The sequence below is a fragment of the Streptomyces sp. NPDC007905 genome, from assembly GCF_042959345.1.
Taxonomy (GTDB): Bacteria; Actinomycetota; Actinomycetes; order Streptomycetales; family Streptomycetaceae; genus Streptomyces.
Genome location: NZ_JBIBKS010000001.1, coordinates 302,763 through 320,752 on the forward strand (window position 1 = coordinate 302,763; position 17,990 = coordinate 320,752).

A 17,990-nucleotide genomic window follows, 5' to 3' on the forward strand; every position below is an offset into this window, starting at 1 on the left:
CGCCGTCTCACAGGGCCTTGCGCGGGGAACCTCGCGCCGTCTCACAGGGCCTTGCGCGGGGAACCTCGCGCCGTCTCACAGGGCCTTGCGCGGGGAACCTCGCGCCGTCTCACAGGGCCTTGCGCGGGGAGCCTCGCGCCGTCTCACAGGGCCTTGCGCCGCACCAGCAGGGCCAGCACCAGCAGGCCCGGGAGCAGCGGCAGCCATACGGTCAGCAGCCGGTAGCCGAGGACGGCGGAGGCGGCCGTCGCCGCGGGTGCGCCGGAGACCGTCAGTCCGAGGGCGAGGGCGGCGTCCAGGGAGCCGAGCCCGCCCGGAGTGGGCAGCAGGGCGGCCGCACCGCTGGCGGCGAGATACAGCAGGGCCACCTGGAGCGGGGCCAGAGGCAGTTCGACGGCCTGTCCGACGGCGATGAGGACCAGGCAGTGCAGGGCCGCGAAGGTGAGCGAGCCGCCCCAGAGGGCGGCCGCGCGGGCGGGGCAGGCGTGCACGGCGCGGATGTCGGGCAGGACGGCCGCCAGCGCCCGGCGGCAGCGCGGGCGCAGCGGACCGGTCAGGAGCACGGCGAGCAGGGCGGCGGCGCCGAGGACGGCGGCGAGCGCGGAGGGCGAGACGTGCGGGACGCGCAGCAGGCCCGGGCAGAGCGGCGCGAGCACCGCGATCAGGGCGAGGCGGACCACGGCGCCGGCGGTGGCCTTGACGGCGAGCGCGCCGGCCGAGCGGCCCGCCGGCAGCCCGCAGCGCATCAGGAAGCGCAGGTTCACCGCGCCGGCGCCGAGCCCGGCGGGGAGCAGGTGGTTGGCGGCGGAGGCGGCGAACTGGGCGGCGACCAGCCGCGATCCGGGCAGGCGCCGGGCGACCGCGCCCTGCTGGGCGAGCGCCGAGGCCGCCCAGGTGCTCACGGCCGCCGCCGCGCCGACGAGCAGCCACCCCTGGTCGGCCACGGCCAGCCGCAGCGCCCCGGTCTCCACCGCCGGCCAGTGCCGCCGGGCCAGGTAGGCCGCGCCCGGCAGGACGGCGAGGCAGACCAGGCTGGGCCAGTAGGCCCGGCGGCGGCCGATGGTGGCGGCGAGGCCCACCGGGGACGTCACGAGGGCCGGTGCGGGCACGTCATGGGCGGCCTCCGGTACGGCGTGCTGGGTCATCGGCCGTCTCCCCCGCGTCTGCCTCGGCACCAGGTCATGAACCGGCCTCCGGTACGGCGTAATAGAGGCGCAGTCCGTCGAGCGGCACGGACGGCCAGCGCCGGGCGTACCCGGGTGGCCGGGAGCCCGCGGGCACCAGGGTGGCGACCGGGGTGTGACGCGCGGTGCGGGCGATGTCCTGTGCCGTGCTGTTGGCGTTGTGCCCGTTGGTGGCGGCCGAGGAACAGCCGGCGTAGAACGCCACCGGGATGGCCTCATGCCCGGTGAGCAGACAGGGCGGGCGGACGCCGAGCCCGTGGAGGGTGGCCGCGGTGCGGGACCAGTCGCGGTGGGCGGCGGTGGTGCGGGCCACGGTGGGCACCAGGACGGCGAGTTGTACGGCGAGGTGGGCCGCGAGTCCGAGCGCCACCAGCGTCAGGGCCACCGGCCGGCGGGCCCGGGCCGGCGCGGTCACCAGGTGGACGAGCGCACCGGCGACGGGGATCGCCGACAGGGCGTAGGCGGGGAGCAGGAAGCGGGGCGCCGCGTAACCGATCATGAACAGGTAGGGGATGGCGGCCGTCGCCGCGCAGGCGAGCGGGAGCAGTGTGGGCGCCGTGCGCCGGGCCCGGACCGCGACCACCAGGCCGAGCACGGCGAACACCGGCAGGACGAACCACCAGGCGGTGACCGCCGGGTGGGGCAGCGCTCCCGTGCACGGGCGGCACAGCGCCCGCCCGCCCAGACTGCGCACCTGGTCGACGACGGCGAAGTGGAAGCCGAGCCCGCCCTGGATCGCCGAGGCGTCGGACAGGCGGCGGGCGAGACCGCCGTAGTCGACGTACGCCTCGATCACCCACTCGGCCGCCCCGGCGGCGAGCCCGGCGAGCAGGACGAGCGGGGGCCGCCAGGGGCGGCGCAGCAGGCCGAGGACGAGGAGCGGCACAGTGACCCAGACGGCGTCCACGGGCCGCATCCACGCCATCAGCGCCCCGCTCGCGGCCAGACCCCACAGCGCGGCCCGGTCGGCACGGTCGGCCCTGGCGCGCAGGAAGCAGGCCACGGCCGTCAGGGCGCCCACGGCCACCCAGTAGTTGGGCATGGCCTGGGGGCCGTAGAACAGGGTCACCCACAGGGAGGCGAACAGGGCGCCGGCGAGGGCGAGCACGCGGACCGGGAACAGGCCCCGCCAGGCGCGCAGGGCCAGGAACAGCGCGAGGCCGGACAGGACGGCGAGGTAGACCCGCAGCAGCGCCGTCGAGGAGGACCAGGCGGCGACGGGTGCGACCAGCAGGGAGACACCTCGCGCGCGGGGTGCGCTGAAGAAGGCCGCGGGAATGTGTCCGCTGACCTGGCTGACGTACACCGTCTCGTCCCAGCCGAGGCCCATGCCGGGCCGGACGAGGAGCAGTTGGGCCAGGGTGAAGGCGGCCGCGACGGCCGCGAGCGGCCGCATGGCGCGATTGGGTACGGTGCCTGCGGACGCGCGGCGCGCGCGCTCGCGCCGGGCCGCGTCGACCGCGGCGTGCGCGCTGCCGGCCATGATCACTCCTCTGTTCCTTCTGTTCCTGCGGCTGGTAGGGGCGCTGTCACCCTACAGCCTGTAGGGCAGGGGGCGAGAGTCGGGAAAACACGGTCAAACTAACGCGGATTCCGGGCCCCGGCAGGGCGAACAGGCCCACCGGGCCCGCGGCCCTACGCGCTGTAAGGTTGGGGCATGGCTGGCACAGGGGCCCGTGGCAGGGCGGAGCGGCGCAGCGCCGGGGCGCTGGAGAGCGAGGTGCTGGCCGCCCTCTGGGCCACCGATCGGCCGCTGACCCCGGCGGAGATCCAGGCCGAGATCGGTGGCGGGCTGGCCTACAACACCGTGCACACCATCCTCAAACGCCTGTACGACAAGGGGCTGGTGCTGCGGGACGCCGACGGCCGGCGCGGCGCGTACCGGCCGGCGAAGAACGCGGCCGAGCTGACCGCCGAGGCGATGCACGAGGCCCTGGACCGGGGGCCGGATCCGATCGCCGTGCTCCAGCAGTTCGTGACCGGCCTGAGCCCCGAGGAGGAGCGGGCACTGCGCGAGTTGCTCGCCGGAGGCGGCGCATGAGGTTCGACGTGTACACCCCGCTGGTGCTGTCGCTGCTGCTGTCCGTCGTCGCCCCGGTGATCGGCGGCCGGGTCGCCCCGGCGCTCGCGGCACGCGTGCTGACATCGGCGGCCGTGCTCACGGCGGCGGCCACGACCTGGTCCTTGGTGCTGCTGGTGACCGCGCTGCTCGGGGACGCGCCGCCGGTGGTGCGCGAGGCGCGGGAGGACGGGCATCGGCTGGCGGATCCGGTGCCGGTGGTGATCGGGATCGCCGCCGGTGTGGCGCTGGCCGTGGTGGCCCGGCGGGTGTGCCGGGCGGTGCGCGCCGAGCGGTGCACCCGCCGGGCGCTGCAGCGGCTGTGCGCCGGCCAGCCCGCCGACACGGAGCTGATCGTCGCCGCCTCCAAGGTGCCCCAGGCGTTCGCGATTCCCGGTCGGCCGGGCCGGATCCTGGTCACCTCCGCGATGCTGAGCGCGCTGGAGCCGCCCGAGCGGCGGGTGCTGCTGGCCCATGAGCGCGCGCACCTGGCCCACCGGCACGGGCCGCTGGTGACGGCGGCCACGCTCGCGGCCGCGGCCAACCCGCTGCTCACCCCGGTCCGTTCGGCTGTCGTCTTCCTGGTGGAGCGCTGGGCCGACGAGCAGGCGGCGGCAGTCGTCGGGGACCGGCGGACCGCCGCCCGCGCGCTGGCCCGGGCCGCGCTGAGCGCGGGCCGGGCCCGCCCGGCGTGCCCCCTGAACTTCACCGAGCGCGCCGTCACCCGCCGCATCGCGGCGCTCCAGACGAGCCCGCCGCCACGCCTGTGGCCGGCCGCGGCGGCCGTCCTCGCCCTGGGCGCGCTCCCGGCCCTGCTCGCCGCCGACGCGACGGACGATCTGCTCGGTCTGCTGTCCGGCGTGCTGACCTGACCTCAGCCGGTGTTCGGTGCCCGGTGCGGGGGCTGCTCGGGCGCGGGGCGTGGGGCGACCGGTGGCACCGCGCGTGCGGCGGGCTCGTCGGTGCTCACCATGAGGGGCTCCCCGTGGTGGTGCAGCGTGAGCGGCGGCCCGTCGAGGAGCGTGTACGTCGCCTTGTCCGCGCCGATCTCCACCTTGAGGCGGCGGCCGCGGAACTGGAGGTTGAAGGCCAGGCGGCGCAGCCGCTCGGGGAGGCGGGGTGCGAAGCGCAGTCCGGCGCCGTCGCGGCGCAGCCCGCCGAAGCCGGCGACCAGGGCCATCCAGGTCCCGGCGAGGGAGGCGATGTGCAGTCCGTCGCGGGTGTTGTGCTCCAGGTCCTGCAGGTCCATCAGGGCCGCCTCGGCCGTGTAGGCGTAGGCGAGGTGCAGATGGCCGGCCTGGGCGGCGATGACGGCCTGGCAGCAGGCGGACAGCGAGGAGTCGCGTACGGTCAGCGGCTCGTAGTAGGCGAAGTTGCGGGCGATCTGCTCGTCGTCGAAGAAGGAGCCGCACGTGTACATGGCCAGGACCAGGTCGGCCTGTTTGACGACCTGTTTGCGGTAGAGGTCGAAGTAGGGGAAGTTCAGCAGCAGCGGGTACTGGTCGGGGCGGGTGCCGGCGAAGTCCCAGCGCTGGTAGCGGGTGAAACCGGCGTGTTGCTCGTGCACGCCGAGTTCCTTGTTGTAGGGGATGTGCACGGCCTCGGCGGCGTCCCGCCAGGCCGCGCTCTCCTCCTCGTCCACCCCCAGGCGCTCCGCCTCGCGCGGATGGCGCTGGACGGCGTCGGCGGCGGCGAGCAGGTTCTGGCGGGCCATCAGGTTGGTGTAGGTGTTGTCGTCGGCGACCGCGCTGTACTCGTCGGGTCCGGTCACGCCGTCGATGTGGAAGACGCCGCGGTGGTCGTGGTGGCCCAGCGAGCGCCACAGGCGGGCCGTCTCCACCAGCAGTTCCACCCCCACCTCCCGCTCGAACGCGGTGTCGGCGGTGGCCTCGACGTAACGGACGACCGCGTCGGCTATGTCGGCGTTCACATGGAAGGCCGCGGTGCCCGCCGGCCAGTACGCCGAGCCCTCCGCGCCCTGGATGGTCCGCCAGGGGAACGCGGCCCCGCCGAGGCCCAGTTGGGCCGCGCGCTCGCGTGCCTCGTCCAGAGTGTTGTACCGCCAGCGCAGCGCCTCGGCGACCGCCTGCGGAGCGGTGTGGGTGAGCACCGGCAGCACGAACGTCTCGGTGTCCCAGAAGGCGTGCCCGTCATAACCGGAGCCGGTCAGCCCTTTGGCGGGTATCGCCCGCTGTTCGGCGCGCGCCCCGGCCTGCAGCACATGGAAGAGGGCGAACCGTACGGCCTGCTGGATCTCCTCGTCGCCGTCCACCTCGACGTCCGCACGGGCCCAGAAGTCCTCCAGATGGGCCCGCTGGTCCTCCAGCAGGCCCTGCCAGCCGTCGTGCGCGGCAGCCGCGAGAGCCGCGTCCACCTGATCGGCCATCGCCGGCAGCGAGCGGGCACCGGACCAGCCATGGGCGACCAGCTTCTCCACCCGCAGCGTCTGACCGGGCTCCAGCACCGAGGTGACGGTGAGCCGGGCGACGTCGGTGCCGCTCTCGCTGTGGGTCGTGGTGCGCTCCGGTCCGGCGACCACGTGATCGGCGGCGACCGCCACCCGCAGGCCGCTGCGCCGGGTACGGTGCACCAGCCGCAGCCGGTTGCCGGAGGCGAAGTGGTCCTCCTGCTCCAGCGGCGACTGCAGGGCGATCGCCGCGCGCGGGTCACCGTTCGACCCGGGCAGCTGCTCGTTGGCGACCAGCTCCGACTGGATCACCACCCGGCTGCGGCTGCCGACGGCCTCCACCTCGTACGCCACCGCGGCCACCGCCCGCTGGGTCAGTGACACCAGTCGCGTCGAACGCACCCGCACCGTCGACCCCGCGGGCGACGTCCACTCGCACGTCCGCTCCAGCACCCCGCGACGCAGGTCCAGGACCCGCTCGTGAGTGACGAGCCGGCCGTAGCGCAGATCGAACGGCTCGTCGTCCACCAACAGCCGCAGCACCTTGCCGTTGGTGACGTTGATGACCGTCTGCCCCGACTCCGGATAGCCGTAGCCGGCCTCCGCGTACGGCAACGGGTGCACCTCGTGCACCCCGTTGAGGTAACTGCCCGGCAGACCGTGCGGCTCGCCCTCGTCCAGATTGCCACGCCAGCCGACATGACCGTTGGACAGCGCGAACACCGACTCGCTCTGCGCGAGCACGTCGAGATTCAGGTCCGTCTCGCGCACGGCCCACGGCTCGACCGTGTACGACCGGTGGGTGATCACTGCTTGCCTCCCAGCTCGGCGAGGTCCTTGACGACGACGCTCGCGCCGTGCGCGTACAGTGCCTCGGTCTGTCCGACGCGGTCGACACCGACGACGTATCCGAAGCCGCCCGCGCGGCCCGCGTCCATGCCGGCCAGCGCGTCCTCGAAGACGGCCGCCCGTTCAGGTTCCACACCCAGGTCCCGAGCGGCGGCCAGGAAGGTGTCGGGGTGCGGTTTGCCCGGCAGGTGCCGCTCGGCGGCGACCACACCGTCGATCCGTACGTCGAAGAAGTGCTCGGCACCGACGGCGCGCAGCACGTCACGGCAGTTGGCGCTGGAGGAGACGATCGCGGTGCCAAGTCCCTGCGCGCGGACGGCCTCCAGATAGCGCAGCGTGCCCTCGTAGGCCTCCACACCGCCGGTGCGGATCCGCTCCAGCAGCAGGTCGTTCTTGCGGTTGCCGAGGCCGTGCACGGTACGGGCGTCCGGTGGGTCGTCGGGGCCGCCCTCGGGCAGGTGGATGCCGCGCGAGGCGAGGAAGGAGCGGACCCCGTCGGCGCGCGGGCGTCCGTCGACGTACTCGTCGTAGTCGGCGATCTCGTCGAACGGCCGCGCCCCGGGGCCCTCGTACTCGCGCAGGAACGCGTCGAACGTCTCCTTCCAGGCGGCCGCGTGCACGACGGCCGTCCTGGTGACGACCCCGTCGAGGTCGAAGAGACAGGCCTGGATGGTGTCGGGCAGACCGAGCTGAGTCATACCCAGCACTGTTCCCCATGGGGCGCCGTCCAGTGGGTGGCGCACGCCACATGGGCCATACTTTCGCATCTCCACACCGCGCTCTCACCACACGGGCCGCTGGTGACACACTCTGCTGTGTGCCGCTGACCTTCGACGACCTCCTCATCCGTGCCCGCGCCCTCACCGCAGGCGGCCGGCGCGCGATCCTCGGGATCGCGGGCGGCCCGGGCGCGGGCAAGACGACCCTGGCCGAGCACCTGGTGCGCGCGCTCAACGGGGACGGCCCGCCCTGGGTGGCGCACGTGCCCATGGACGGTTTCCATCTGGCCGACGCCGAACTGGACCGGCTGGGCCGCCGGGACCGCAAGGGCGCGCCGGACACCTTTGACGCGGCGGGGTACGCCGCCCTGCTGCGGCGGCTGCGCGAGGAGACCGGCGAGGTGGTGTACGCGCCTTGCTTCGAGCGGGTGCTGGAACAGCCGCTCGCGGGCGCGATCCCGGTGCCGCCGGCCGCCCGGCTGGTCGTCACCGAGGGCAACTACCTTCTGCTGCAGGAGGGTTCGTGGGCCCGGGTGCGGGCGTGCCTGGACGAGGTGTGGTTCTGCGAGATCGACGAGCAGGAGCGGATCCGGCGCCTGGTCGCCCGGCACGAGGAGTTCGGCAAGGACCATGAGGCGGCCGCGGCCTGGGTGCTGGGGACGGACCAGTGCAACGCCGACCTGATCGCGACGACGCGGGACCGGGCGGACCTGGTCGTGCCGCCCGGCGCGCTGCCCTCGCCGTAGGGGGTCCCGGCATCGGGTGAGGGCGCCGGCCTGCGCCGGTGAACAGCCGGTGCTCACCCGCCCAGCGTCAGCTCGGGTTCGCCGTCCGCGTCGCCCCGGGATGCCCGAGCAGGGCGGTGAACGCCTCGGTGCGCACCGTCAGCCCCCGCTCGTCGCCGTCGAAGCCGGGCGCGAAGGGGCCGCCCGGGCCCGTACCGTACGGCGAACACGTGCAGTCCCTCCGGGGCGCCGGGCGCCGGGTCGGCCTCCAGCGCGGTGGAGGCCGACCAGGTGGCGCCGGCCCTCGTCGGGATTACCGTAGCCACGCGGGTCGGTCGCGAGCGCGAACGCCGCCTGTTGCTGGGTGAGTTCGGCGCGGGCGTCGAAGTGGTCCGGGCGCGGGTCCGCCGGATGCGTGAGGCGCAGCCCACCCGCTGAGGCGACCTCACCCTCGGCGGTACGACGCACCCGGTCGCCGTCGTCGGCGGCGTACGGCAGCCCGGACGTGCGAGCAGGGGGGACGGCTGGACCTGATCGCCGCGGCCGACGGCTACGGCGCCTTCGACTCCGACGTCACCGTCACCCTGTACCCGGCCACCGGCGGCCTCTCGGCGGCCTACCGCTGGCGCAACGGCATCGACGGCCACGGCGGACTCACCGAGCGGGGCACCGGCACGCTGACGCCGACCGGCCGCAACCGGTACACGGGTGGCACCGTGCTGGAGGCCGGCGCGCTGGTCGCGGGCTCGCGGGACGCCCCGGGCCACGGGGACGTGCGTCTCACGGGCGGCGCCCTGCGGGTCGGACAGCGGCTGCGGGTGCACGGGAGCTACGCCCAGGAGTCCGGCACGCCGGCGCACCCTGCGTGCGGGCCGCAAGGCGCCGCTGACCGTCCAGCGCCTCGCGGTGCTGGGCCGCTCGGCCGTGCCGTCGATGCGCTTCGACACCGAGCGGCCGCAGGCCGCGGGCAGCACGCTGCCGGTGCTCGACGTGCCGCGGCTGCGCGGGCAGTTCGACCGGGTCGAGGTGAACTCCGACGGGCTGCGGGCCGTACCGGTGTACACGGCAGAAGGTCTGTCGGTACGACTCGTGAAGCGGTGACCCCTCGGTGGCGGGAGCGGGTGCGACAGTAGGGCCATGATCCGGCCCCGGCTCGCCCCCGCCACCGCACGGCCGGTACCACCGCGGGGCGGATGATGGCGCGCGAACAGCAGACGGTCCCCACGGACCGGGCGGACCGGGCGGACCAGGCGGACCTCGCACCCGGGCCGCCCGGCGGCGACGGGCCCACGCGGACGTCGGCCCGGTCCCGCCCGTACGCCGGCCCGCGCGGCCGGCGGCGGTGGCTCGTGCCGCTCCTGGTGGCGCTGCTGCTGGCCCAGATGGCCGTCGCGATGGTCACCACGGCCGTGCAGCAGACGCCCACCATCGACGAACCCGTGTACGTGGCCACGGCCACCGACTATCTGCGCGAGCACCGGCTGCGCTACAACCCCGAGCACCCGCCGCTCGGCAAGCTGCTGATCGCGGCCGGGGTGGCAGCGGCCGACCCGCACTACGACCCGTCGTACGCCGGCACCCAGGGCGAGGTGGGCCGGCATCTGCTGTACGAGTCGGGCAACGATCCCTGGCGGCTGATGCTGTGGGCCCGGCTGCCGGTGATCACACTGACCCTGCTGTTCGGTCTTGTCGTGTTCGCGTTCGCCCGTGAGGTGGTGGGCCCGGCGGGCGGTCTTGTGGCGCTCGCGCTGTACGCCTTCTCCCCCGATGTGATCGCGCACGGCTCGCTGGCCACCCTGGACATGCCGGCGGCCGGGTTCGTGCTGACGTCCGCCTGGTCGCTGTGGCGGGCGCGGCACGCGCCCCGGCTGTGGCTGCCGCTCGCCGGGGCGGCCCTCGGGGCGGCCGTGGCGACCAAGATGAGCGCGCTGCCCGCGGTCCCTCTGGTGATGCTCCTCGCGGTGGTGTCGGTGTGGACGCCCCGGCACGATGCCGACCGGCGCCGGAAGGTGCTCCTGGGGCTGGCGGGGGCAGCGGTCGTGGCGCTGGTGGCCGTCGCCGTCGTCTGGGTCACGTACCTCGCGGTCGACCCCCGGCTGCGGTTCACGGCCGCCGAGCCGGTGCCGGCCGTGCACGGGCTGCGCGGGCGGCTGACCGACCTGCTGCCGCTGCCGCGCGCCTACCGGGACGGGATGCGGGTGCAGTTCGCTCTGGAGGACTACCCCTGGCAGGGGTACCTGTTCGGGCACCTGTACACCGGCTCGCACTGGTACTACCTGCCGGCCGCTCTGCTGGTGAAGACACCGCTCGGGCTGCTCGCGCTGGGCCCGGCCGGTGCCGTCGCCACCGTGGCGGTAAGCCGGCTGCGGGCCGCCGCGCCGTATCTGCTGCTGCCGCCCGCGGTGCTGCTGGCGGTGGCCATGACGGGTTCGCGGGACTTCGGGACGCGGTACGCGCTGTTCGTGCCGGTGTTCCTCGCGGTGACGGGAGCCGGTGTGCTCGCGTTGCGGTGGCGGTGGGCGCCGCTGCTGACGGGGCTGCTGGTGCTGTTCGTGGCGGTGAGTTCGCTGCGTACGTTCCCGTACTACCTGCCGTACGCCAACGAGGCGTTCGGCGGCCCGGCGCACACCCACCGGCTGCTGCACGACTCCAACGTGGACTGGGGTCAGGACCTGGGCCGGCTCGCCGACCGCCTGCGGCAGCGGTATCCCGGCGAGCGGGTGTGGCTGGTCTACAAGGGCAGCGGTGTGCCGCCGTACTACGGGATCGACGCTTCCGATCCACGCAAGGTGCCGCCGGACCGGGTGCACGGGCTGCTCGTCGTGTCGGACTCCGCGGCGGCCAAGGCGCGCGGCGAACTGGCCGAACTGATCGCCTCCAGCCGTGCGGTCGATCAGGTGGGCCATTCGATCACCCTGTACCGCCGGTGAGCCTGTCGGGCCGTCACACCCCTGGTGACCAGGGTCGGTGAGCTATGTTGAGTATTCGTGGCAGACAAAGGAGGCGAGCCGGTGCCCTCGCCGCAGCAGGCACGCGCCCAGGCATCAGCGATCACCTCGGGCAAGATCGCGCCGGAGGCCGGTGCCGCACCGACCTCCCAGCTCAGGGAGCTCTTCGACGGCCCCCGGCTGTCCCCGGGGCAGCGCCGCGTCGCCCAGTACCTGATCGAGCACATCACCGAGGCTGCGTTCCTGTCGATCACCGAGCTGGCGGACCGCGTCGGCGTCAGCCAGCCCTCTGTCACCCGCTTCGCCGCCGCCGTGGGCTTCAGCGGCTACCCGGCGCTGCGCGAGAAGCTCCAGTCGATCGCACTGAGCACGCTGGCCGGCGGACCGAGCGAGGAGGACCGCGCCAACGAACTCCAGGCGGCCGTCGACGCCGAGATCCAGAACCTGGAGAACCTGCGCCGCGACTTCGCCGACCCCGACCGGGTGATCCGGGTCGGCCGCGCGCTGTCCCGCTCCACCCCGCTGACCGTGCTGGGCCTGCGCATCTCCGTGTCGCTGGCCGAGTACTTCGGCTACGCGGCCCGCCGCATCCATCCCGATGTGCGGCTGGTCACGCGCGGCGGCAGCGTGGCCTACGACGCACTGCTGCAGTCCCGCGAGGCCGGCGGCACCTGGGTGCTGGCGTTCGCCATGCCCCGGCACGCGCAGGAGACGCTCACCGCGCTCCGGGTCGCGCGCGAGGCGGGCCTGAAGGTCGCGCTGATCACCGACCTGGCCCTCGGCCCGCTGGCCGACGAGGCCGACGTCACCTTCACCACCGGCGCCGGCTCCCGCCTGGTCTTCGACTCCTACGCCGCGCCCGGACTGCTGGCCTCTGCCCTGCTGCAGGCCATGACCGACGCCGATCCGGAGCGCACGCAGGCCCGGCTGGAGAAGTACGAACAGGTGGCGGATCAGCAGCAGTTCTTCCTCAGGGACTGAACTTTTCGCATTCGGGAGACCTTGCCGCAGATCCTCCTGCCGCAGGCCGCCCGCGCGAGGATCATTCGGTCCACGGGGATCATTCACCGCATATCTCGCATGAATGTTTTCATACGTCTTGCAAAGCGGTCGGCATATATAAATACTGCTCACGGATCGCGCCCGGCCCACTCCGGGCACCTTCCGCACCCGCCGATTCACCGCTCGCACACCGCCCCGAGAAAGCCGATGGACCGCCCATGCGCACGCAAGCACTCCTGCCGCGCCGGTCCGCTGTGCCCGGGGCTCCCGCACGGACATCCCAAGCCGCCGTTCCCTACCCACGTCGGCGCCCGGGATGTTCGGTGGCGCATCGCCCAGGCGATACGCCCGTGGCGGCCCCGGCCATCCCCTGGGCCGGGGCCGCCCCAACCGTCGGACCACCCTCACGACGCCGCACACCGGAAGCGATGATCATGCCCCTGACCACCACGCGCCTCAGCCCGGACTGGCCCTGCCAGGTCAAGACGCCGGGCAGCTACGACTGGGAACGCTCGGCGGCCAAGTGGCTGCGCGAACTGATCCCCGCCCGCTACGCCAGCTACCCCGCTCTGATCCGGCACCCCGTCCTGCTCGCCCGGCACGCCCAGCTCCAGGTCCAGCAGGAGATCCGGGTGGCGCGGACGGCGCTGCAGACCGCCCGGGCCGAGCTGCCCGTGCTCGGTCTGCCCGAAGCGGTCATCGAGCACACGATCAAGCTGTACGCGGCCGAGGTGCTGCAGCTTCAGCACATCGCGCGCAGTGTCCGCGCGGTCAGCGAGGCGCTGGCCGGACGCGGCACCGGCCGCTGAGGGCAGGCCCACGGCGCCTCCCCCGGCCTGCTCGGGGCACCGCCGCGGCCCGTCACGGCCTCGCGTCCGAGCCCTCCTGTCTCCCTGGTGAAGCCGGACGTGGCAGACGAGTGATCGGACGGCCCGACATGTGCAATGCTCATCGCGTGACGAGCGAGCCAGCGCCCTCTGCGGACCCCGGCGCCGGTGCCGATCTGGTGGCACTGGCCAAGGTCGTGGCCCGGCAGCGCGCCGAGATGGAGCGGCTGCGGGACCTGGCGGCGACCTCGGCCGTGCTGGAGCGGGCCAAGGGTGCGCTGATGGCGACGACCGGCTGCTCCCCCGACGCCGCGCACGAGGAGCTGATGCAGCGCGCCAAGGCCGGCAACCGCACGCTCCTGGAGGAGTGCTGGCTCACACTGGGCGGCCTGGTGCCACCGAAGGGGGCGGCTCCCGAACCCGAGGACGCGATACGCTCCACGGCCGCCGCCTGGGAGCCCGGGCCCGCCGGCACCCGCGACCTGGCGGACGTACTCGGCCATGTCGGCCGGGACCTGGTCGGGGTCGGCTCCCCGCAGGAGCTGGCCGGATGCCTGCTGGCACACCTGGCGCCCGAGGTGGGCGCGAACGCCGTGCTGCTGTACGAGCGGCTGCCCGGGGGCGGGCTCGAACTGATCGGGCACGCCGGGGTGAACGCCACGCTCGCCACCCAGTGGCACCATGTGCCGCCCCTGAGGGTCACCACGCTCGACGCCCTGACCACCGGCGAGCCGCGCTGGCTGGAGGACATCGCCACGGACCGGCAGCGCTACCTGCTCATCGGGGACCCGCCCGAGCGGTGGCTGTCGCGGGCCTGGCTGCCCATGCCCGCCGGGGACAGCGCGGGGGTGGCCCTCGGCGTGCTGCGCCGGCGGGACGGGCCGTTCGCACCGCGCGAGCGGGAACTGCTGCGGGCCGTGGCCCGGCTGTGCGCGGGCCGGTTGCGGGCCTTCGACGCCCCCCAGGAAGGCACCGACGAGGGCATCGCCCAGACCGTGCAGGCCGTCTTCGACGCCCTGCCGGGAGCGACGGTCCTGCTGACCCCGCTGCGCGCCGCCTCCGGCGTGGTGGAGGACTACCGCATCGACGCCGCCACCGCCGACGCGGTCGACGTGTTCGGTCGGGCCGGGCGGGACATGGTCGGCAAGCACATCCTGGAGAGCTATCCCTCCGTTGCGGGCGAGCCCCTGTGGCTCGGCTATCTGGACGCGCTCGACACAGGTGTGCCGTTCGAGAGCGAGCCGTTCGCCTACCAGGACGTGGCCGACGGAACGCTGGTGACCGCCACCTACTCGGTGCGAGCGGCGCCGCTGGGCGAGGGGCTGCTGGTGACCTGGCTGCGGCACGACCCCGCGGAGCGCCAGGAGCAACGCCTGTCCGACGTCCAGCGGCTCGGCAACCTCGGCTGGGCCAACTGGAACCTGGTCACCCAGGAGATCACCTGGTCCCCGCAGGCCTACGCCGTCCTCGGCCGCGACCCCGCGCACGGACCGGTCCGGCTGGAGCGGCTGCCGGACCTGGTGCTGCCCCAGGACGCCGGCCCCCTGGCCCACGCGATCGCCGAACTCGTCCGGCACGCTCGGCCGTTCGACGTGCCGTTCCGCGTCCAGGCGTCCGACGGCGTACGGCACCTGAGGATCGTCGCGGAGGCCGTGACGGAACCGGACGGCACCCCCGCCGACGTGCACGGCTTCATGCAGGACCTGACCGCGCAGCGCAGTGCCGAACTCGCCCTGGTGGAGAGCGAGCGCGCCATGCTGCTGCAGCGCGGGGTCCTGCAGGCCGAGCGGGCCCTGGCCGCCCGGCTGCAGCACGCACTGCTGCCACTGCCCAGCAAGCCGGTGCGGCTGGCCGGGCTGCGGATCGAAGTCGCCTACCTGCCCGCCCAGTCGGGCATCCACGTCGGCGGCGACTGGTTCAGCGCCATCGAACTGCCCGACGATGCGGCGCTGTTCGTGGTCGGCGACGTGGCGGGACACGGCATCGGCGCCGTGGCCACGATGGCCCAGCTCCGGTTCACCGCCAAGGGCATGGTGAGTACGGGCTCCTCGCTGACCGGAGCCCTCGCACGGCTGAACCAGCTGCTGCTGCACTCCCGGGACAGCCGGGCCACGGCCACCCTGATCCTCGCCCGCTACGACCCCAGCACCCATGTGCTGACCTGGGCCCAGGCCGGCCATCCGCCGCCGCTGCTGGTGCGCCGCGGCGAGGCGCGTTACCTCCAGCGACCGGGCGGCATGCTGCTCGGCGCGAGCGCGAGCCCGGTCTTCGAGTCGGCCGAGATCCGCCTGGAACCGGGCGACCGTCTGGTGCTGTACACCGACGGCCTGGTGGAGCGCCCCGGTGAGGGCCTCGACGCGGGCTTCGCCCGCTTGGCCGACGCGGTCCGCGCCCACGGCTGCGGCCGGCCGGGGTCCCTGGAGGCGCTGCTCGGCGCGATGCTGTCGGAGGAGCGGCGGGACGACGTGTGGGTGCTGGACATTCGGATGCCGCTGGAAGGGGAGTAGCCGGATCCCGCCCGTCGTCAGTCGGGATCCCGCCCGTCGTCAGTCCTCGTCGCGATGTCGCCAGTACCAGCAGACGCCGATGGTCAGGGCCAGCAGGAAGACGGCGGGCACTAGCAGGCCCGGGATGCGGGAGCCGGTCATCGGCGTGGCCTTCGGTCGTGGTGCGAGGTGCGCCCGGCGGGGCGACTGCCCATGGTGCGGCCCGGTGGCCGGACGTTCGTGGAGCTTTTCCGAGGTGTTGCCCGGTGTTCGAGCACGGGTCAGTCCACCGGGTGACCGGGATCGATCGGGAGCGCGTCGGACAGCCGCAGCAGCGGGCCGCCGGGCCCTTCGCCCCACTGCACCGGGTCGAGGACGAAGCCGACGTGGTCGCCGCCGTCGGTGCGGTGCAGGATGCCGCCGACGAACCAGGCCGCCGCGCCCGTCAGAACGGCCGCGCCGTGTGCCTCCCGCCAGTCCACCTGAGTGAACTTGTCGACCTCGTCGCCCGTCTCGCCGCCGAAGACCACCGCGAGGTCCCGCTGGTCGCGGGTGAGGAGGTGGACGGCGAGGCAGTGCGCGGCCCGGGCGACCCGGTAGGTGCGGTTGGCCTTGGACAGCCACACCGCGAACCTCAGCGGCCGGATGGAGCACTGCGAGGCGAAACCCACCAGACAGCCGGCCCGCTCACCGCCCGCCACGGCCGTGACCACGCACATCTCAGGATCGAGTCGATGGAAGAAGTCGTCCAGGTCCGTCATGCCGCTCAGCTCCCGTCCGCACCGTCACCGCACCCTCAGAGTGCCCCGGGAGGCGGAGCCGATGCACCGGGCCGGCGATCAGCCGCCACTGTCGAGGCTGGTGCGGGATTCCAGCGCGCGGCGGGTGTCGTCGCCGTAGACGCCGGTCTCGTCGCCGCTGATGCCGTACCAGAGCTGGAAGCGGGCCACGGCCGCAGTGAGGACGGCGTCGTATGTGCCGTCGGCCGAGCCGTCACGGTAGACGTCGGGGATGCGCAGCAGGCGCTGCTGCAGTTCGGTGACCTCGGGGCCGGTGTCGCCCTGGCGGAGGGTGCCGGCGCCGTCCGGGTCGGCGGCGGCGGTGGGAGTTGCCGGGGCGGGGGTGGCCGGGGCGGGGGTGGCCGGCGCCGTGGTGGCCGGCGCCGTGGTGGCGGGGTGGGAGGGCCGCACGGTCGCACTGGCCTCCTGGCGGCCCGGGAGCAGCAGGGCGCAGGCGAAGCCGACGAGTGCGGCAGCGCCGACGGCCACGGCGACGGCGGCGCGGCGCAGTCCGGGTCCGAAGCCGAAGGCACCGGGGGCGGAGTGGCCGGGGCCGGCCGGTGCCGTGCGCGGGGGCGTGGGGAACGGGGGCAGCTCCTGGGTCTCGTCCTCGGCGGCGTGGGGCGACCGGGTGGTGGCGGCGCCCGGTCGGGGTGGGCCGCCCAAGGATTCGTAGGTCTCCGGTTCCGGATACATCTCGCGCATCAGCTCCGCGAGGGCGTCGAAGCGGCGTAGTCGCAGGACGCGGACAGGTTCGAGGACCGGTCCCGGGTGCGGCTGTTCCGGGTCGGGCGGTGTCGGCACGCTGCTCTCCTTCCGTCCCATGCGGATGGGCGTCCGCGGTCCCCGGGCTGAGATACGGCGCGCACGGCGGTGCCGTTCACCCCCACCCACCGACTGCAAACGCTCGAAACGTTCAACTCGGACGGCGCGTGCGGCGCAGCGGATCGGCGTCAGGCCGGGACGAGCGCCTCCGGCGCCCCGTGGACGAACCGGCTCAGGGACGCCGTCAGCGCCGTGACGAAGGAGACCCGGGCCTCCTCGGGCAGGGCGTCAAGGGAGAGGTAGGGGTTGAGGTCCTCCAGCTCGACCAGCAGCAACTCACCGTCCAGGGCGCGGCAGGCGTCGACGCGCTGGATGCCGTGGCCGAGGCCGTTCCAGTCGATGAAGCGGCGGGCGAACTCGAGATCGGCGGCGGTGGCCGCGTACGGCTTCAGCTCCCAGCGGCGCTCCGGGTCGGGGGCGTACAGGGCGTACTGGAAGTCGTCGTCCACGAAGTAGAAGGACACCTCGTGGGCGAAGTCGACGCACGGCTGGATGAGGACGGAGCCGTCGGCGGGTCCGGTGAGCCGGCCGGCGGGCAGGATCCGCAGGCCGAGGGAGTCGGCGCCGAGCTTGGGCTTGACGACGTACCGCTCGGCCGTCGGCAGCAGGTGCAGGTCCTCGAGGCGATCGACGGTGGGAATGACCGGGAAGCCGGCGGCGCTGAGGTCGACCAGGTACTGCTTGCCGGCCATGTCCGCCTTGCCGGTGAGCGGGTTGTACACCCGCATCCCGCTGTCGAGCGCACGCGCGCGGAAGGCGTCGTACTCCTTCTGGTAGCCGAGGACGGGGCCGCTGTTGCGGACGACGACGGCGTCGTGCGCGTCCATCAGCGCCGCCGCGTCCAGCGGATGGCACAGGGCGAGGTCGAAGTGCTCGCGCAGCCGGGAGGTGAGGAAGATGTCCTCGTCGCAGTAGCGGCGCCCGCGGGCCGGGTACGCCAGGTCGGTGACGTAGAGGACGCGGGGGCGGACGGTGGGCATGCGGGTTCTCCTCGGGCGGGCCGACGGCGGCGCGGGGGCCGGTGGCGGCACTGGTGGAGAAAGGTTACGTCCCAGCGTGCGGGCGACTTCCGGCGGCCCTGCCCGTCAGGTGTCCGGGCCCTGCGGTCCGCCGCCCACAGGCCCATTCGATCGTTCCGGTGTTCGGGTCGAGGGTGGGAAAGCACTCAGTTCCCCGAGCG

Annotated in this window: 16 protein-coding genes; 9 read left to right on the forward strand and 7 right to left on the reverse strand. The window is 74.1% G+C overall.

Annotated features, from left to right (window positions below):
- Nucleotides 1-143: 143 nt before the first annotated feature.
- Nucleotides 144-1,145, reverse strand: coding sequence for a lysylphosphatidylglycerol synthase domain-containing protein (locus tag ACFZDC_RS01510; RefSeq protein ID WP_391319327.1), 1,002 nt, complete (start codon nt 1,143-1,145; stop codon nt 144-146).
- A gap of 34 nt (nt 1,146-1,179) precedes the next feature.
- Nucleotides 1,180-2,667, reverse strand: coding sequence for a hypothetical protein (locus ACFZDC_RS01515; protein WP_391319328.1), 1,488 nt, complete (start codon nt 2,665-2,667; stop codon nt 1,180-1,182).
- 174 nt (nt 2,668-2,841) lie between these two features.
- Here ACFZDC_RS01515 and ACFZDC_RS01520 point away from each other — a divergent pair, with 174 nt between their 5' ends.
- Together ACFZDC_RS01520 and ACFZDC_RS01525 are read left to right on the forward strand one after the other, a co-directional pair.
- Complete coding sequence (locus tag ACFZDC_RS01520; protein ID WP_391319329.1) at nt 2,842-3,225, forward strand: BlaI/MecI/CopY family transcriptional regulator; 384 nt, start codon at nt 2,842-2,844, stop codon at nt 3,223-3,225.
- Nucleotides 3,222-4,115 carry a M48 family metalloprotease gene (locus ACFZDC_RS01525; RefSeq protein ID WP_391319330.1) on the forward strand — a complete coding sequence of 298 codons (894 nt, stop codon included), beginning with the start codon at nt 3,222-3,224 and terminating at the stop codon, nt 4,113-4,115. Before ACFZDC_RS01520 ends, ACFZDC_RS01525 begins: the two co-directional genes overlap by 4 nt.
- Nucleotides 4,116-4,117: 2 nt before the next feature.
- On the opposite strand, the gene ACFZDC_RS01530 is transcribed toward ACFZDC_RS01525, so the two are convergent.
- Complete coding sequence (locus ACFZDC_RS01530) at nt 4,118-6,460, reverse strand: glycosyl hydrolase family 65 protein (RefSeq protein WP_391319331.1); 2,343 nt, start codon at nt 6,458-6,460, stop codon at nt 4,118-4,120.
- Nucleotides 6,457-7,197: a beta-phosphoglucomutase family hydrolase gene (locus ACFZDC_RS01535; RefSeq protein ID WP_391319332.1), complete on the reverse strand. Its 741-nt coding sequence runs from the start codon at nt 7,195-7,197 to the stop codon at nt 6,457-6,459. The genes ACFZDC_RS01530 and ACFZDC_RS01535 overlap by 4 nt, the downstream gene beginning before the upstream one ends.
- Nucleotides 7,198-7,316: 119 nt before the next feature.
- On the opposite strand from ACFZDC_RS01535, the gene ACFZDC_RS01540 reads away from it, so the two are divergent.
- The 7 genes from ACFZDC_RS01540 to ACFZDC_RS01570 all read left to right on the forward strand — a co-directional run bounded on the left by ACFZDC_RS01540 (nt 7,317) and on the right by ACFZDC_RS01570 (nt 15,227).
- Entirely contained in the window at nt 7,317-7,964 is a 648-nt protein-coding gene (locus tag ACFZDC_RS01540) for a nucleoside/nucleotide kinase family protein (protein WP_391319333.1), read from the forward strand.
- Nucleotides 7,965-8,219: 255 nt separating this feature from the next.
- Entirely contained in the window at nt 8,220-8,381 is a 162-nt protein-coding gene (locus ACFZDC_RS01545) for a hypothetical protein (protein ID WP_391319334.1), read from the forward strand.
- A gap of 468 nt (nt 8,382-8,849) precedes the next feature.
- A complete protein-coding gene (locus ACFZDC_RS01550) occupies nt 8,850-9,044 on the forward strand; it encodes a hypothetical protein (protein ID WP_391319335.1) in 195 nt (64 codons plus the stop codon).
- 92 nt (nt 9,045-9,136) lie between these two features.
- Nucleotides 9,137-10,873: a phospholipid carrier-dependent glycosyltransferase gene (locus ACFZDC_RS01555; protein ID WP_391319336.1), complete on the forward strand. Its 1,737-nt coding sequence runs from the start codon at nt 9,137-9,139 to the stop codon at nt 10,871-10,873.
- Nucleotides 10,874-10,954: 81 nt separating this feature from the next.
- Nucleotides 10,955-11,872: an SIS domain-containing protein gene (locus ACFZDC_RS01560; protein ID WP_391319706.1), complete on the forward strand. Its 918-nt coding sequence runs from the start codon at nt 10,955-10,957 to the stop codon at nt 11,870-11,872.
- A gap of 449 nt (nt 11,873-12,321) precedes the next feature.
- Nucleotides 12,322-12,702, forward strand: a complete 381-nt coding sequence (locus tag ACFZDC_RS01565; RefSeq protein WP_391319337.1) for a hypothetical protein — start codon at nt 12,322-12,324, stop codon at nt 12,700-12,702.
- A gap of 128 nt (nt 12,703-12,830) precedes the next feature.
- Nucleotides 12,831-15,227 carry a SpoIIE family protein phosphatase gene (locus tag ACFZDC_RS01570; RefSeq protein WP_391319338.1) on the forward strand — a complete coding sequence of 799 codons (2,397 nt, stop codon included), beginning with the start codon at nt 12,831-12,833 and terminating at the stop codon, nt 15,225-15,227.
- 260 nt (nt 15,228-15,487) lie between these two features.
- Here the strand turns inward: ACFZDC_RS01570 and ACFZDC_RS01575 are convergent, their stop codons facing one another.
- The 3 genes from ACFZDC_RS01575 to ACFZDC_RS01585 all read right to left on the reverse strand — a co-directional run bounded on the left by ACFZDC_RS01575 (nt 15,488) and on the right by ACFZDC_RS01585 (nt 17,790).
- Nucleotides 15,488-15,967: a flavin reductase gene (locus ACFZDC_RS01575; protein WP_391319339.1), complete on the reverse strand. Its 480-nt coding sequence runs from the start codon at nt 15,965-15,967 to the stop codon at nt 15,488-15,490.
- A 78-nt stretch (nt 15,968-16,045) separates the two neighbouring features.
- Nucleotides 16,046-16,789: a peptidoglycan-binding protein gene (locus ACFZDC_RS01580; RefSeq protein WP_391319340.1), complete on the reverse strand. Its 744-nt coding sequence runs from the start codon at nt 16,787-16,789 to the stop codon at nt 16,046-16,048.
- Nucleotides 16,790-16,938: 149 nt separating this feature from the next.
- The gene (locus tag ACFZDC_RS01585; protein ID WP_391319341.1) at nt 16,939-17,790 is read right to left on the reverse strand and encodes a hypothetical protein; all 852 of its coding nucleotides are present in this window, start codon (nt 17,788-17,790) and stop codon (nt 16,939-16,941) included.
- Between the last annotated feature and the right edge of the window lie 200 nt (nt 17,791-17,990).